The sequence below is a fragment of the Spirosoma lituiforme genome (genome assembly GCF_054776635.1).
The window spans coordinates 364,115-380,191 of record NZ_BAAHBO010000006.1 but is presented as its reverse complement, the minus strand read 5'-3'; the positions used below and the strand labels follow the sequence as shown (position 1 = coordinate 380,191).

Below are 16,077 nucleotides of genomic sequence, written 5' to 3'. Positions count from 1 at the left end.
TCAGCTAGTTATCTTTTGTAATTCATCATTCATCATTCATCAGTAAAGAAATGATTCAACCATTAGCTTATATTCACCCCGAAGCGAAAATAGCGCAGAATGTGGTGATCGAGCCATTTGCGATTATTCATAAAGACGTCGAGATTGCCGAGGGAACATGGATCGGTTCACATGCGGTTATCAACGAAGGGGCTCGCATTGGCCGTAACTGTAAAATCTATCCGGGAGCCGTCATCTCGTCGACTCCGCAGGATTTGAAGTTTAATAACGAATACACCCGGACATACATCGGCGATAACACCACCATCCGGGAATACGCTACCATTAGCCGGGGAACCGAAGAGCACTGGAAAACGGAAATCGGAGCCAACTGTCTGATTATGGCTTATACGCACGTAGCGCACGATTGCCGGATTGGAAATTATTGTATCATTACGAACAATGTTCAGATGGCCGGGCATGTGTACATGGGTGACTGGGCTATTATTGGTGGGTCAAGTTCTGTTCTTCAGTTCACGCGTATTGGCGCTCACGCGTTTATTTCGGGTGGATCATTGGTTCGTAAAGATGTCCCCCCGTTCTCTAAAGCGGCCCGTGAACCGCTCACCTATGCTGGCATTAATTCGGTAGGCATACGTCGACGGGGTTACACCAATGACAAGATTAACCAGATTCAGGAAATCTACCGTTACATTTACATGCGGGGCCTGAACAATGCCGACGCATTAACGCAGATCGAGCTGGAGTTGCCACCGTCTGATGAGCGCGACGAAATTGTGAACTTCATCCGGTCGTCGGAACGAGGCATCATGAAAGGTCCTTCGAATAGCAACGTCGAGCGCGAATAAACGCATGATGGCGCAGGCTCTGGCCTTGCGCCATCCGCTCCGGCGGCACTCTCAATCTACACAATGCTGACAATCGCTACCGAGGGCATCGGTAAAAAGTACCGGAGGGAGTGGATCTTTCGCCACGTGAACCTGACGCTCAACGCCGGTACGAGTTATACGTTTGTCGGCCCCAACGGCAGTGGCAAATCAACACTGCTGCAATTGCTAGCCGGGAATTTGCCCTACACGGAAGGAACGCTGACGTATTCCCGGAACGCTACGCTACTCGATCCCGATCACTGGTTTCGGCAGGTGAGTATTGCCGCCCCGTACCTCGAACTGGTCGAGGAGTTGACACTGGATGAACTGCTGGCGTTTCACCAGACTTTTAAACCGTTCCGGGATGGTCTGACCCTGGAAGCCGTTGCCGACCGGCTGTTACTGACCCACGCTCGTCATAAAGAAATAAAGTATTTTTCGTCGGGTATGAAGCAACGGGTCAAGCTTGGGCTGGCCTTTTTTTCTACTTCGCCCGTCGTTATTCTGGACGAACCCACCGCCAATCTTGACCGACAGGGAGCCGCCTGGTATCAGGAGCAAGTTCGCCAGCTAAGCCCCGATCAGCTGCTCCTGATTGGGTCCAACCAGCCCGAAGAGTACGATTTCTGCCCGAATGTAATCGATGTCATGCAGTGGAAATAAAAGCAGGATGGCATCTTACCCTTCCCCGCGCAGGACATCCAACGGTGGTCTGACCAGCACCTCCCGGCTGTTGAAAACGCCAATGAGCACCGTTAACGCCGTCACGGTAAACGAAATAACGACTAGGGGTAAAATGGCAGGCTGGTAAGGCACCTCAAATACAAAGCGAGCCAGGGCCCAGGTACCCACCACCGACAGAAGTATACCCGAAAGCGCAGCCAACAGACCCAGCAATCCATATTCGAGTGCGGTAATTTGTAAAATCTGAGCGCGACTGGCACCTAACGTTCGGAGGAGTACACTTTCGCGGAGCCGCTGGTACTTGCTGATCACCACCGAACTGGCCAGTACCAGCAAACCCGTTAGGATACTGAACAGGGCCATGAACTGAATGACAAATGAGATCTGACCCAGAATATCGTCCACTGTCTTAAGGATCAACCCCAGGTCAATCGCCGACACGTTAGGAAAACGGTTGACGAGCGCCCGCTGAAGCACAGCCGAGGCCTGGTTGGTGGGTACGCGGGTCATCAGCACATGAAACTGAGGAGCCTGCTTCAGAACACCTGATGGAAACACGACTAAAAAGTTGGTCTGTACACGATTCCATTCGACCTCACGAGTGCCGCCAACAATGGTTTGTATCGGCGCACCTTGCACATTAAAGTCAAGGGTATCACCCAGTTTGAGATGCATCCGCTCCAGGAAATCTTTCTCAATGGAGACATAAATAGCACCATCGGCCTGATAAGGTGCTTTTCCCGATGTCAGCTTCTCCGACGAGATGAGGGTATCCCGGTAGGTAACCCGGTATTCTCGGGTAAATGCCCACTTAGGGGTTTTCGCTGCGGTATCTTTACGAACAATATTGGTGGTGCCGTTAATAGCCGACAGGCGCATCGTTACCACGGGCACTTCCTGTAAAATAGGCAGTCGCTGAGTTTTTACCAGTGATCGAACACCGGCAATCTGCTCATTCTGAATATCAAACAGCACCATGTTGGGCTGATTGCCACTGGCCGACAACTCCACCCGGCCGAGCAACAGACCCTGGGTGAGATAAAGCGTGGCGATCAGAAAAGCACCCAGTCCAATGGAGGTTACGAGAATAAGTGTCTGATTATTGGGCCGGTATAAGTTCGCCAGGCTCTGCCGCCAGATGTAACTCCAGGAGGCCGGGAAGAATCGGCGGACCAGCCAGATCAGACCCAGGCCCAGCGTTGTCAGGATGACGAACGCCAGTGCAAGTCCCCCCGTAAAGCCGAGGGCCAGCTCAATGCTATGGGTCTGCCAATAAGCGAAACCAATAATGAATCCGATGACCAGCACATACACCAGCCAGCGAAACGGGTCTCTATTGCTTAGGTCGGCTTCGTACGAGTTGCGTAAGGTGCGTAGGGGGGATACGTTTCGAATGGCCAGCAAGGGCAGCAACGCAAACAGTACCGAGATGAGTACACCGGTGCCGATGCCGCCCAGAATAGCTGATCCCGAGAGGCTCGTTTCTACAGTGATAGGTAGGAAATTGCCAAATACACGAGGGAGAATCAACTGGATTACGGATCCGCCCAGAGCACCAATTACAGCACCCAGCAGGCCCATGAAGGCCGTCTGGATAAGATAGATCAGGAAAGCCTGCCGACCGCTGGCGCCAAGCGTCCGCAGAATAGCCACCGACGTTACTTTTTCTTTTACATAAAGCTGCACCGCACTGGCAACGCCCACACAACCCAGTAACAGCGCCACAAAAGCTACCAGGCTCAGGTACTTGGTCAAATCAGCGAAGGAGCGCCCCGTTTGTTTTTTACGCCCGTCAACCGTGTCGTAGTTAACACCGTCCTTGTCCAGACGCGCCGAAATCGTCTTAATGTATTTTTCGACATCCGTGCCCGGCGCAAACTGGTAATAGTATTTGTACGCCACCCGACTACCGCGTTGTAGCAGGCCGGTTTGGGCCAGAAACTGATTCGGAATAAAGACTGTCGGTGCGACGGTAGCGGCAATGGCTGCCTGCCCCGGCGTTTTAGTGACCCGGCCGGCAATCAGAAACGAGAGATTTCCAACGCGTACCGAATCGCCAGGGGCGGCTCCCAACTGTACTAACAGCGCGTCGTCGACTAAGGCCACGCGCGTAGTTGCCTGCCGAAAGGTTTGAACGGCCGATGTTGGTTGAACCTCCCACGTGCCGTAATACGGGAAGTTGCCCTGCAATCCTTTGACCTGCGCCAGCCGAACGCCCCCCGTTTTGGGGATAGAAACGAGCGAGGCAAAGGAAACTTCGTAAGCCCGGTCCTGACCGATGGTTTTAGTTAGTTGAGCTATTTTGGGGGATGGTGGCCGATTCCAGGATAAGGTAAGGTCGGCACCAAGAAGCTCCCTTGCCTGCTCATCAATGCTGCGAGCCAGGTTATCGCCAAACGAGTTTATGGCCACCAGGGCAGCAATGCCCAGCACAATGGCCGACATGAAAAGAAGTAATCGTTGTCGGCTCCGGCGACTATCGCGCCAGGCCATTCGAAAGAGCCAGGAAGTGTTCATACGAGTGAAAGAGTGAAAGAGCGAAAGAATGAAAAGCTGCCAGATGAGGTCACTCTTTCACTCGTTCATTCTTTCGCTCTTTTGTATCATTAACCACCGTGCCTCCTTTGATGCGAATAACGCGCTGGGTGCGTGAGGCCAGTTCCAGATCGTGCGTAACCAGAACGAGCGTTGTACCCGCTTCGCGGTTGAGTTCAAAGAGTAAATCGACCACCGTAGCACTGGTATCCGCATCGAGGTTGCCGGTTGGTTCATCGGCGAAGAGGAGCCGGGGACGGTTTGCAAAGGCACGCGCCAATGAAACCCGTTGCTGTTCACCACCCGAAAGCTGGGTGGGGTAGTGGTGCCCGCGCTGGCCCAGGCCAACACGTTCCAGCAGCACCTGGGCAGCTTTGTCAACGCCTTTCTCGCCCCGCAGTTCGAGTGGCACCATCACGTTTTCGAGGGCCGTGAGCGTGGGCAGAAGCTGGAAATTCTGAAAAATAAACCCAACGTACTGATTACGAATAGCGGCCCGCTGATCTTCGTTCAGCGTATCCAGACGAACATCGTTCAGGTAAACGCTACCCGACGAAGCGCGGTCCAGACCGGCGCATAAGCCTAGTAACGTTGTTTTGCCGCTGCCCGAAGGCCCTACAATGGAGAACGTATCACCGGGTTCGAGCGTAAAGTTGACGCTATGCAGAACCGTTAGTTCACGTCCTCCGCTTGAATAGGTTTTGGTTAGATTTTCGACGCGAAGAATACTCATGGAAACAGGTTTTAACCGCAACAGGGCAAAAGTAAACGGGAGATTCATAAAGGATTCCTGGCTTGCTTTACGAACCTCCCGTTTACTTTTGTGTTTATCTGATTTAACTGTTGTAAAACCGATGAAGTTCTTCATACATAGTAAAACACCCGTTTCTGTGATAAACGGGTTGCTGTTGGTCTTAACGGTCTGGGGTTGTAGCTCGTCCGATACGAAAACAGAGAAAATAACCCGCTCCGCCCAGTCGGCCAATGCTAAACCAGCAAGTACAGCCCAAAAACGAACTGTTCTGTTTTATGGCAACAGCCTGACGGCCGGATACGGTGTCGAACCGGCGCAGGCATTTCCCGCTCTGATCGGTCAGAAGATCGACTCCGCCGGCCTGAACTACACAGTTATCAACGCAGGTTTAAGTGGCGAAACGACCGCCGGAGGAAAGAGCCGGATCGGTTGGGTATTGCGCAAGCCGGTAGCCGTTTTCGTCTTGGAACTCGGCGGTAACGATGGACTGCGTGGTCTGCCCCTGGCAGCGACCCGTCAGAACCTGCAAGCCATTATGGATACTGTTCGTCAGAAGAGTCCGCAGGCTACGATTGTACTGGCCGGCATGCAGATTCCGCCCAATATGGGTACGGCCTACGCCAGGGAATTTAGGGAGATGTTCAAGAAGTTGGCCGACAAGAATAAGGTGGTGCTAATTCCGTTTCTGCTCGAAAACGTGGGGGGTATTCCCAAACTTAACCAGCCCGACGGCATTCATCCCACACCCGCCGGACATAAAATCGTGGCCAACACCGTTTGGAAAGTGCTTAAGCCGGTTTTGTAACGCGGATCGCATGGACGTCCGTATGACCTATCCGACAATGCCTAAAACGGATAGCCTACGCCGATGTTGAATACCAGATTTTGTTTACGCCAGTCGCTGCTGCCAAAGGCCATTTTGTCAATAACCCATTCACTGCCATCTGTTTTATAAGGCTTACGGAGGGGAGTGGCTATATCCAGGCGAATGAGAAAGTAAGACAAGTCAACCCGGATGCCGACGCCTGTGCCAATAGCTATTTGTTTGTAGAAGTTAGACGAAAATTGCTCCACATTGCCATCAAAAGTTGCCAAGTCATAATATGTCCAAACGTTACCCGCATCAACAAAGACAGCTCCCTCAAGATACTTTGTGAATTTGAGTCGTAGCTCTGTGTTTGCTTCTAGTTTTATATCACCACCGCCATCCTGGAAAATTGGTAAGTTTCGAATAGTATCACGAGTGAACAAACCAGGACCAATTGCGCGTGGGCGGAAGGCTCGAATGCTATTACTGCCCCCTACAAAATATTGCTTTGTAAAAGGTATCTGATAGCCCTTAGAATTTCCATATGGTACTCCTACACCAGCAAACAGACGATTCGCCCACGTTATTTTTGACGTTAAACGGCGATATAACCGACCATCGACATCGAGTCGCAGGAACTGAGCATATGGGACGCCGAAGATTCCGTTTCGATTATAGTTTTCTAAAGGCTTGCGGAAAAAAAGGCTGGCCAGGTTACCCGCTATTTCTGCATTGGCCGTCAGGCGAAACGAAGTAGGCAACAGTGAACGAACGGGAGAATTGAAATTGAATGTGTAGAGGGAGCTTAGGATAAGCTGATCGGATTGAAATACCGTAGTGGAATACTGTCTTTTGACAATCTCACTCACTGCTGTGTCCTGCAATATCTCATAAACCCGATCACCCACCTGGCTCAACGGAACAAAGATATAATTGACGTTAAACGGCTGGAATACATGTTCGATTTGCCGATTTTGTCGCCAGGCGTAGCCGAATGTTGTCTGGGCCGAATTGATCCGGTATAATCCTCCCCTAAGAATGGTCTGGTAGCCCAGGGTTAAGTTTGTTTTGGGTAAAGCCTGCCGCTGGTCGTATTTAAACCGGAAGGGAGATACCAGCCTTGGAAAACTCAAATTTCCATCGAGCCCGTAGCGGTAATTGGTAATGCCTTCACCAGCGGCACCGACCTGAAATTCGATCCCGGCATTGGCGTTGATCGTCAATAATTCGGCCCGCCCGAGTGCATTCCGATTGCGCCAGCTCAAAATTACCTGCGTACCATTGAAGTTATTGGAACGGGACGTACCATCCAGTTCAAGACGTATCGCCTTGGCCGGATAAGGCGTCAGGTAATAATGAACGTCCAATACCGCCGAGTCGCCCTGCTGGTCTGGATCGAAACGGTTGCGCACAAATTTGAACGCACCTACATTGATGAACCGCGAGAGCGTTAAATCCTGCATGCGGCTGTTGTAGAGTTGACCCGGCCGAACCGTAACGATGTCACGGAATAATTTCGGATCAAACCGGTGGGTGGAATCGACTACCCGAAACTGTTCGTCTGTTTTAAAGGCCTCGCGCTTGTTCGTGTCGTTTCGGGCCGTCGACAGATTGTAATTTGAGTAGATATAAACGTCGCGAATAGAGTAGGGTACCCCGGCCGCTTCGGGCATATCGGGTTTAATGGCAAAATAAAGCTTTGTCCGATGGCGGGCTGTATCGTTGTCGGCTATTACGGCAATGTAATCAGGCAAAAAATAGTAAAATCCCCGCTGCTTGATCGCCTGGCTAATGCGCTCTCGCTCCAGCTTGATATTGTCGAATAGGTAGGGGTCTCCCTTTTTGATAACCGTTCGTCTGGCTGATGCCAGCAGGGCTTTTCGGACCGGTGTTGAATCGACCAGAACGCCGGTGGAATCGATGTAGAAGCGTTGTTTTACCTCGACGTCATAAACGCCCCGTGCTTTGTATCCCTGTTCAGCAAGCCTGCCCGTAGCGTTCGAGCCAAAATACCCCTGATTCTGAAGCGTTGCCTTGAACACGGGTATGTTTGATGTGATGGCTTTGGCGCTGGCAAATACAGGTTCCTGACCAAATTTTTTGCGAAACCAGGCCCGAAGCCCATTCTTTTTCGGTTCGCCCAAGAAATAGTATAAGCCCACTCTATACGGGTAGCCAAATAACTGCTTGTTTGGTCGGGGGCGTGCCTGCTCTGCTAACTGCTCTTTCAGGCCACTCTGTTCGGCTGCTGAAATCGTCGAGTCGGCGTTTATATTAATGTCTGTGCCCATATACAGACGCTCGTTGGCCGGTAAGTGTTTCGCTATATTACAGGCGCTTAACAACCAGATCAGCAAGGGCAACGTACGAATTGAAACGGGGATATGACGGGGAGCCTTTGCTCGGACGAACAAAGAGAGGAGATGGATAAACGAAAAGATTTTTTTGGTTGATAAGAACGTCATAACGAATTAATTCAGCGCGGAACCAGGTGATGATCGGCGGAAAATTTCGGACAGTGTATTAAAGTCCATCGAAATAATGAACCCAACGCCTGTTTCAATAATGTACCCATCCAGCACGGCCTGATAGTCATTCCGTCGGTAAGCGCGTAATACGTACCGGCCGTCGCGGGTGATGTTGTAGTTAGCCGACAAATTGTCGAACACCTGATTCTGACTCGGTACGGCGGCATTGGCCGAGTTATCGAGCACGAAGTTTTTACCGACCGAGACAGTAACACGACCCGCCAGAAAACTCTTCGACAAGCCTACGTTCAAATCGGTTCGGGAGCCATTCGTCGTACCGCCCGTGTTGGCACTGCCCGCCTGCGACAGCAGGTTAAAATCAACATCGAAGCCTTTGAGAACCCCCGACGCCAACCGGCCCAACTGATCAGAAATAAGCTTACTAACACTACTGCGGGCAATGTTTTCGGCTTGTGTATTCAGGCCGCCATTATCTGACCCGGAGAAGAAATCCGACGAACTCTCCGGCAGGAAACGGTTTAAAATGAGCAGGGCAAACACTTGCTTGTTTATCTGAGCCGGGTCCTGGCGGAGTGTTCTAAGTTTTGATTCGATACTTGAACCGAGATCATTATCCTGAATAGTACTGGAGTTCTCTACCTCGGGCAGTCGGATATCAAAACTTAATTTTGGGGAGGCCAGGTTATCGCTGATGGTGAGATCAACTTCAAAAGGCAGTTTTCGCTTAAGCGACGCAGCGTTCGTCAACGACGTTTCGTTTCCGATAAGGTCGCCGGGAGGAACCGAGACTTTGTAAACGGCCGTCATGTTGATGTCGGCTTTCAGCGGGTCGCCAGTGAAGTTGATGTATCCGCCTTTCTGAAGTTCAAACTGGCGTTTCAGCACCTGATAGGTTAGGGAGTACTCACCTTCTGTCACCTCATAGCGCCCAAGTACGGTCACTTCGCCGGAGCCGTTGACGCCAACGTTAAGACGGGCGTTACCCCGTACTCGCAGATAATCGCCGTTTAATTCATCAACAACAATCGTTAGTTCAGATTTTTCATCGGCTTCCAGATCGACCGAGATGGTTGAATTACTCAGCTCATCAAAGGCAAGTCGTGCTTTTGTCGTATCGACCTTTGGTTTATACAGGTACTTGACCAGAGCGAGTGAATCGTTGTGGTCAATGAACGTTACAATCTCATTGGCCTCGTTGGCGCTGGCAGCATCGTCTGGCAGCACCATCGACACTTTGCTGCCATCCTCAAGTCTGACTGTGCCGTTGATGGATGCGTTAGACCCTGTGCCTTTGATGCGCAGATCGGTACTCACGGCAGCTTGCCCGTACGCGTAATCGTTGTCTTTCCGGCCAGCGTTAAGTACCTGAAAATGATCGGCCCGAACGCGCAGATTATAAGCCGCGTTGGGCAGGTTCTTCAAAACAACGGTTCCGTCGGTTGTAAGGGTCCGATTCTGTTCATCGCGTAGATCGAACCCACTCAATGTAATTGTCTGTCCCGAAAAGTTTAGCTTTTCCTGATCGATTCGATACGTTGCGTTAAGCTGCTTGATGTTGAAGGCAACCGAATCGAACGCAACGCTTCCGTCCATTTTGGGATTGTCTATGGCCCCCTCCACCGTGAACGCACCGGTAAGATTCCCCTTTGCCTGCCGCAGTTCGCCAAAGCTAAAGGCTTCAATGGTACGCGCATCCAGGCGATTAAGTTTAATAGCTAAGTCAAGCGCTTTTTTCGCATCGTCGGGGTTATAGAATCCCGTAACGGTAGCATCGTTGTAAGGTCCGGCAAGGGCCGTATTCACGCTGATGCGCCCATCTGATGTGTTGTTGAAACGAGCCGTCAGGTTGCCAATGGGCTTATCGACTACCTTTAAGCTATCCACATAAACGGACCCGATAAACGCTAGTTTACTGTCGGAACTCATGTAGTCCCGAACAACCACCGTACCGTTAAGCTGCCCGCTGGCCAGGGTCGTGTCCTGGTTGGCCAGGCGCGCCAGGTTCCCCAGTTCAATAGCTCGGGCCGTAACCCGAATGGGGGCGTTGCCGTATTGCTCCGTACTGCTTATTTCCAGCGACTGCTGACCCGTTTCAATATGCAATCGGTTGAGTAGCACACCATCTTTACCGTACTGCGCGAAACCAGTTGTATCGGTTTGCCAGCGTTGGTAATTCGTCAGCAATCCGTTGGGAGCAAACGTGAATCGGTAGCTGGAGTCAACGATGCTTAGTGTACCCGAAACGCCGTGCAAATCCTGATCAATCGAATCTTTGTTGACGACCGCAAACCGGAACTTATTATTAGCCGCAATACCATTCAGATTTGTCTGTCGAATCGTTAATCCATCGTACAAAACGCCATCGATTCGTCCGTCAACTTTCAATTGGTTATTGGCTCCCCGAAGGGTCATGGTGCTGCCCTGCAGGGTAGTGGTATCGTAGACGACAACGCCCGTACGCAGCGTGGCCGATAAGGTCGTGTCGCGGGTGTTGTCCAGATACGCGTTGAACCGGACCGTATCCAGGCGGGTCAGGGCGGGTACAAAAGCCTGAAAAAGCGGATTCTGGTAAGCTTTCACCGCCATTGTAAAGGCGTGGGGGGGCGGAATTCGCTTATAGGTTAACGAGGGTATAGCAATGTACTGGCTGATTTCGCCCGCAATGATGTCGTATAGCTGCGTGTATTCAAACTGACCGTTCAACGTCATGCGGGCTCCCGGCAATTGAGCAACGACATTCTTGGTACCGCCGTTGGCCGAGAGTCGGGCGTAAAGGGAGTCGATGGGGTAGCTTTTGCCGTTCAGGCTAAGGATCGCATCGCTTGCTGACACGGTGCCGACGGGTTTGGCTGGATCCGTTGACGCCATATCGAGGTTAATCCGGCCTTTGAGCGATAGCGGATCGCTGTAAAGCTTCAGTTTTTGCAGGTTTAACTCGTTCACCACGGCCTGACCGTTCACGCTTGGGAAATCGCCTTTGAGACTAACTTTGGTGTCGAGGGTCAGGTTGGCATTCGGGTCTTTCAGGGAGCCAACTAGGTCAAGAATACCGTTAGCCAGTTTACCTTCCGCGTTTAGGTTCTGATACCGGTAACCACTAAGCTCGGCCGACTGGACTGCCAGATCGAAGCGAGTTACCAGTGTATTCGGGTCAATACCGCGTCCGTCTACCGTAGCCTGTCCGGTTATTGTACCCATGGTTTCGGGTTGCCTCAACCATTTACCCGCATCGAAATCGTTAAGGTTCAGCGTGCCCTTGTACGTTTGGTTTTTACCCGCTACAAAACCGGCCAGTTTCCCATCAAAGGCGGCTGTACCCCAGGCGGTAGTCAGTTTAGCGTCCAGGTCGAGGGCGTTTAGCTGGCCCTGTATCTTGCCAGTCAGCTGAAGTGAGGGGGGCAGGGCAATAGAGGAAGGGATTGATCCCTTAGGGGCTAGCTTATTAATGTCGGCCAGACTGGTTACGGCCTGCTGCACGGTCATGTCGACGCCCAGATGATCGGGATCTGTTACATTCGTCAGTCGTCCGCTGGCGCGTATTTTCGTGCCGGAAAGCATATCGAATTCCAGGCGGGGTAAGTTCAGTGAGGCCAGCGTGCCTGTGGCTTGGGCGTTGGCTTTGAATACGCCTTTGCTGTTACCCGCAAACGGGGGTGTGTCGGCCAGGAACGGGGCCAGTTGCAGCACATCTTCCACCGACAATCGACTCTGACGCAGATTCACCCGAACGCCCACCCGCTTCGCAAAACGGGGGTTGGTCAACTGCCCCAGGGAGTCATACCGCAATACCATCTGGTCGCGGATCAGACTGGTAGGCGTCTGAATGTATAGTTTGGTCAGTGTGGTGGTCGTATCGGTGTAAAGAACGTTTCCATCCAGTTGTTGCAGCACAAAACCGCTGGTCGACCGGAACTTGCCATTGCGAAGTTGGCCGCTGATTTTCTGACCTTTTTTGCCTAAGTCCTGATAGACCAGAAAGCGCCCGTCGATACCCAGATTCTGCAAATCCAGGTGGCTGTAATCAAGGCCTTTTTTCTGTCGCGGGGCCGTCTCATCGTCGTAGCGGATGCGGTTGTTGGCGAAACGAACGTTAGTGAGTTTGGCCTGCCAGCCTGGTGTGACGGGTGTTGCAGGCGCGGCTTGGGCAGCTGCCTTTTTCGTTGGCTTTGTCAGCCGTGCGGCTATATCCGCATCACTCAGGTCGAGTGATTTTATACCAATTTTCTCGCCTTCCAGGTAAAGATAGTCCGACTCCATGGCCAATCGTTCGGCGTTGCCTTTCGTCTGGAAATCGGCTGTTTCAACGCGAACATCCCATTTAGCATGGTTAATCTGCCATTTTCCCAAGGCCAGATTGAGTGTGTCACCTGGTTTACTCGGGGTATCTGGCGGTGTTGGCAATCCTTCGTATAACCGGGTATACAGGTTCAGGCCATTAGCCGCGACGTTCGACAGGTGGTATTTTGATGTGGCCACGTCAGTTTCGCTGAACGACGCCCGAAGGCTATCGAGATAGGCATTGACATCGGCCCCAACTACGTCATCTTTATACCTGATTCGCACATCTCTCAATGCAATGTTATTCAGGTTGATCGCCATTGGCGTCGATACCGTGTCCGAAGGCTCCGGAGCCGCTCCTGTGTCGAACGCGTTAAGAATGTACTGGAAGTTGAAGGTTGGCGATGCGCCGTTGCGCTCGGGTAGTGTCCGGCTGATGTTCAGGCGGATGTGTTCCAGTTCAATCTGGTTCAGAGCTACCCGATTATTAAGCAGACCCCACATATCGAGGTCTACCCGCATACGGCCCCCATTGAGCAGGGTATCGCCTTTGGGTGTCTTGAAATAAACATCTTCCAGTTCGATCCAGTCGGGGATTGAATAGCTTATTCGACCAATGCGAAAGGGCGATTGAAGTTTTTGAGCGAGGTATGAATTGACCTGATTGGTAACCAGTTGCTGTCCCCAAGGTGTTGTAGCGATAATGACCACAAACCCTACCAGCAACAGGATAATGGCAATTATACCAAGCAGAATGCGGACAAACAATTTTGACACGAGACGCTGATTTTTGGCGAATAAAATTATCGATTCAAGACTACGCCAGGATGTGACAGGTCATTTTATAACGAGCCAGACGTATATTATGTTACTGGATTATCGCAAAAGCCCTTAAGGTCCTTAAATATATCCTATTTATCTGGAACGAGTTGTATCGGCTCATAATCCCGTTTCGACGGCCAGATGAGTAGCGTTATACCCTATACGCTGCTCGCTTCTGAATTGTTGCGCTAATCCCGTTTTAATGCCAGTTGCCAGTTGTCCAATTGGGCAACCTTTTGTCCGGCCGCCGGTTCTTTCTTCGACAAGTTGTTGCAGACCCGGGTTGAAGGGGGTAATTTTGGCTTTCACTTAAGTTCAACCATGAGCGATCTTTTTACTGCCGAGTCCATTATTAGCCTGCTGACCCTGACATTCCTCGAGATTGTTCTGGGTATCGACAACATTATTTTTATCTCTATTGCCGCTAATAAACTTGCCCGTAACGATCAGCCCAAGGCCCGGAACATCGGCTTAATTCTGGCGATGGCTTTCCGGTTGGTGCTGTTGATGGGCATTTCTTTTGTTATATCGCTCAGTAAGCCGTTCACGCATATCGATGCGGGTTGGTTCAAAGCAGCCCTGACCGGTCAGAGCCTTATTCTGTTTGCCGGAGGCTTGTTTCTGCTTTACAAAGCTACATCCGAAATTCACCACAAACTGGAAGGTGGTGGGGATGCAGAAGCTGACGGTAACGTGAAGGGAAAAGCCACGATATCGAGCGTAGTCGCGCAAATTGCCGTTACTAACATCGTCTTCTCGATAGATTCCATTTTAACGGCTATCGGTCTGACGCAGAACGTTACCATTATGATGATTGCCGTTGTATTATCTATCCTGATCATGATGTTTTTTGCCGGCCCGGTCGGCTCGTTTGTCAACGAACACCCGACCATTCAGATGTTAGGACTTGCCTTTCTGATCATGATTGGATTCATGCTGGTGGCCGAAGGCGCTCACCTGTCCGAAGTTGTCATCTTCAATCAGGAAGTAGGCACTGTACCCAAAGGATATTTGTACTTCGCGATTGCCTTTTCACTGTTGGTTGAGTTCCTGAATATCCGGCTGCGGAAGAAGGAAGCACCCGTGAAGTTACGCAGTTACGAAGGTCGGCCCGGCCGCGATGGTATGGTTTAACAGCGTGGTAAATGACAAATGATTACCACCCTCGTCACGGATCATTCATCAGTCACCCACATTTATCATTCTCAATTTGTCTCTTACCGATCAACTCACCAATATTCTCGATAGCCTTGGGGGCTTCGGTCCCGAAATCTGGCTATCCGTATCGTTTTGTCTGCTGCTGACTGCCGAACTGATGTTCGTTCGGGTCATGCCGCTGCCGAAGGTGCGTCGGTATCTGGCTGGGTTAAGTGTCCTTTTTTTGCTGATAGCGGGTTGCTGGGTTGTCTACCAGCCTGCGCGGGGTTTCCTGTTTATGAACCTGCTCTTCATCGACCAGCAGGCTGTCTTTATACAGGCCATCATTGCGTTGGCTGCTATAGTGGTCGTCGTGTACGAGTTTTTGTCTTTTCAGGAAGAAGCGACCGTAACGGTGTTTCAAGGTACAGGCGATACGGGCCTGACCCGACGGTCGGGATTGCCTTTCGAGTGGTATGCACTGCTGGTGGCCATGACGCTGGGGCTGTTTCTGATGGCTATGTCTGTTAACATGCTCAGTATTTATTTGAGCATCGAACTGGTTTCCATCTGCTCTTACCTGCTCACCGCACTCACGACCGACCGTAAAGCGTCGGAAGGCGGCATCAAATATCTGTTGTTTGGGGCTGTAAGCTCGGCGATCATGCTGTACGGTATGTCCTTATTGTATGGTATGACGGGTACGCTCGATCTCACCGCTGACGCCTTCGGCGCTGAACTGGCCCGCCAGGAGGGGTCGGTTGTGGCCGTGGCTATGCTGCTTACGGCGGCTGGTTTGTTGTTCAAGATTGCCGGTGTGCCGTTTCACATATGGACGCCCGATGCCTACGAAGCCGCTCCTGTGCCGGTCGCGGCCTTCTTCTCGGTTGGACCGAAAGCCGCTGCAGTGCTGGTACTGATGCGAGTAATAACTGCCTTGCCGGCCGAATCGGGGATGGGTGGAACAACGGCGGCAGTGCTGCAAACGCCATTGGCCGTGCTGGCTTTGGCGGGTATTCTACTCGGTAACCTGTCGGCACTTCGGCAAACGGATGCCAAACGAATGCTGGCCTACTCAACCATTGCCCATGCCGGGTTTCTGCTGGTGGGCGTAGTGGCGCTGAATAACGCTGGTTTCGAGGCTGTGTTGTTCTACATCGGCACGTATCTGTTCATATCCTTAGCGGCTTTCTTTCTGATCGATTTACTGGCACGAACCAATGAGGTTACGCAACATGGTGCGCTGACAATCAGTAATTTTGCGGGTTTGGGAGCCAGGCAACCCCTGCTATCCATTGCTCTGACGGTGGTTATGCTCGGTCTGACAGGTCTGCCACCTACCGTCGGCTTTACGGCGAAACTTCTGTCGTTTTCGGCTCTTTACGAAGCGTATCAGCAAACGGGCGATGCCTGGTTGCTGGCTTTATTTACGCTGGGCCTGCTGAACGCGCTGATCTCACTGGTCTACTATCTCAAAATTCCCTTCCTGCTGTTTTTTCGACCATCAGTTAATCTGCCACAGCCAGGCCCCCCCGTTGTTTTACCGAAAACGCTGGTTTGGCTGGCTGTCGGCTTAACGGTGCCCGTGGTTCTGCTGTTTGTAAAACCTGATTTGTTGCTCCACTTTATTGGTGGCCAGTAACTTGCCCGTTAACTCGAAGAGATACGGACTCTTCGGAAAAGGCGCTTGTGTTTCGTTTA

10 protein-coding genes are annotated in these 16,077 nt (G+C 51.5%); 5 read left to right on the top strand and 5 right to left on the bottom strand.

Annotated features, from left to right (window positions below):
• The first annotated feature begins 50 nt into the window (after nt 1-50).
• Complete coding sequence (gene lpxA / locus ACYU87_RS20745; protein WP_461136012.1) at nt 51-848, top strand: acyl-ACP--UDP-N-acetylglucosamine O-acyltransferase; 798 nt, start codon at nt 51-53, stop codon at nt 846-848.
• Nucleotides 849-911: 63 nt separating this feature from the next.
• The gene (locus ACYU87_RS20740; protein ID WP_461136011.1) at nt 912-1,532 is read left to right on the top strand and encodes an ABC transporter ATP-binding protein; all 621 of its coding nucleotides are present in this window, start codon (nt 912-914) and stop codon (nt 1,530-1,532) included.
• Nucleotides 1,533-1,547: 15 nt separating this feature from the next.
• Here the strand turns inward: ACYU87_RS20740 and ACYU87_RS20735 are convergent, their stop codons facing one another.
• Both ACYU87_RS20735 and ACYU87_RS20730 read right to left on the bottom strand, forming a co-directional pair.
• Nucleotides 1,548-4,046 carry an ABC transporter permease gene (locus tag ACYU87_RS20735; protein ID WP_461136049.1) on the bottom strand — a complete coding sequence of 833 codons (2,499 nt, stop codon included), beginning with the start codon at nt 4,044-4,046 and terminating at the stop codon, nt 1,548-1,550.
• Nucleotides 4,047-4,119: 73 nt separating this feature from the next.
• The gene (locus ACYU87_RS20730) at nt 4,120-4,821 is read right to left on the bottom strand and encodes an ABC transporter ATP-binding protein (protein WP_461136010.1); all 702 of its coding nucleotides are present in this window, start codon (nt 4,819-4,821) and stop codon (nt 4,120-4,122) included.
• A gap of 121 nt (nt 4,822-4,942) precedes the next feature.
• Between ACYU87_RS20730 and ACYU87_RS20725 the strand changes: the two genes are divergently transcribed.
• A complete protein-coding gene (locus tag ACYU87_RS20725) occupies nt 4,943-5,647 on the top strand; it encodes an arylesterase (RefSeq protein WP_461136009.1) in 705 nt (234 codons plus the stop codon).
• A gap of 41 nt (nt 5,648-5,688) precedes the next feature.
• Here ACYU87_RS20725 and tamL read toward each other — a convergent pair whose 3' ends face one another.
• From tamL to ACYU87_RS20710, 3 genes are all read right to left on the bottom strand, one after another.
• Nucleotides 5,689-8,115 carry a translocation and assembly module lipoprotein TamL gene (gene tamL / locus ACYU87_RS20720; protein ID WP_461136008.1) on the bottom strand — a complete coding sequence of 809 codons (2,427 nt, stop codon included), beginning with the start codon at nt 8,113-8,115 and terminating at the stop codon, nt 5,689-5,691.
• A gap of 6 nt (nt 8,116-8,121) precedes the next feature.
• The gene (locus ACYU87_RS20715) at nt 8,122-13,194 is read right to left on the bottom strand and encodes a translocation/assembly module TamB domain-containing protein (protein WP_461136007.1); all 5,073 of its coding nucleotides are present in this window, start codon (nt 13,192-13,194) and stop codon (nt 8,122-8,124) included.
• A gap of 162 nt (nt 13,195-13,356) precedes the next feature.
• The gene (locus ACYU87_RS20710; protein WP_461136006.1) at nt 13,357-13,548 is read right to left on the bottom strand and encodes a hypothetical protein; all 192 of its coding nucleotides are present in this window, start codon (nt 13,546-13,548) and stop codon (nt 13,357-13,359) included.
• A 12-nt stretch (nt 13,549-13,560) separates the two neighbouring features.
• Between ACYU87_RS20710 and ACYU87_RS20705 the strand changes: the two genes are divergently transcribed.
• Both ACYU87_RS20705 and ACYU87_RS20700 read left to right on the top strand, forming a co-directional pair.
• Nucleotides 13,561-14,373 carry a TerC family protein gene (locus tag ACYU87_RS20705; RefSeq protein ID WP_461136005.1) on the top strand — a complete coding sequence of 271 codons (813 nt, stop codon included), beginning with the start codon at nt 13,561-13,563 and terminating at the stop codon, nt 14,371-14,373.
• A gap of 76 nt (nt 14,374-14,449) precedes the next feature.
• Nucleotides 14,450-16,018 (top strand): NADH-quinone oxidoreductase subunit N, encoded by a 1,569-nt coding sequence (locus ACYU87_RS20700; protein ID WP_461136004.1) that lies wholly within the window; start codon nt 14,450-14,452, stop codon nt 16,016-16,018.
• Nucleotides 16,019-16,077 lie beyond the last annotated feature (59 nt).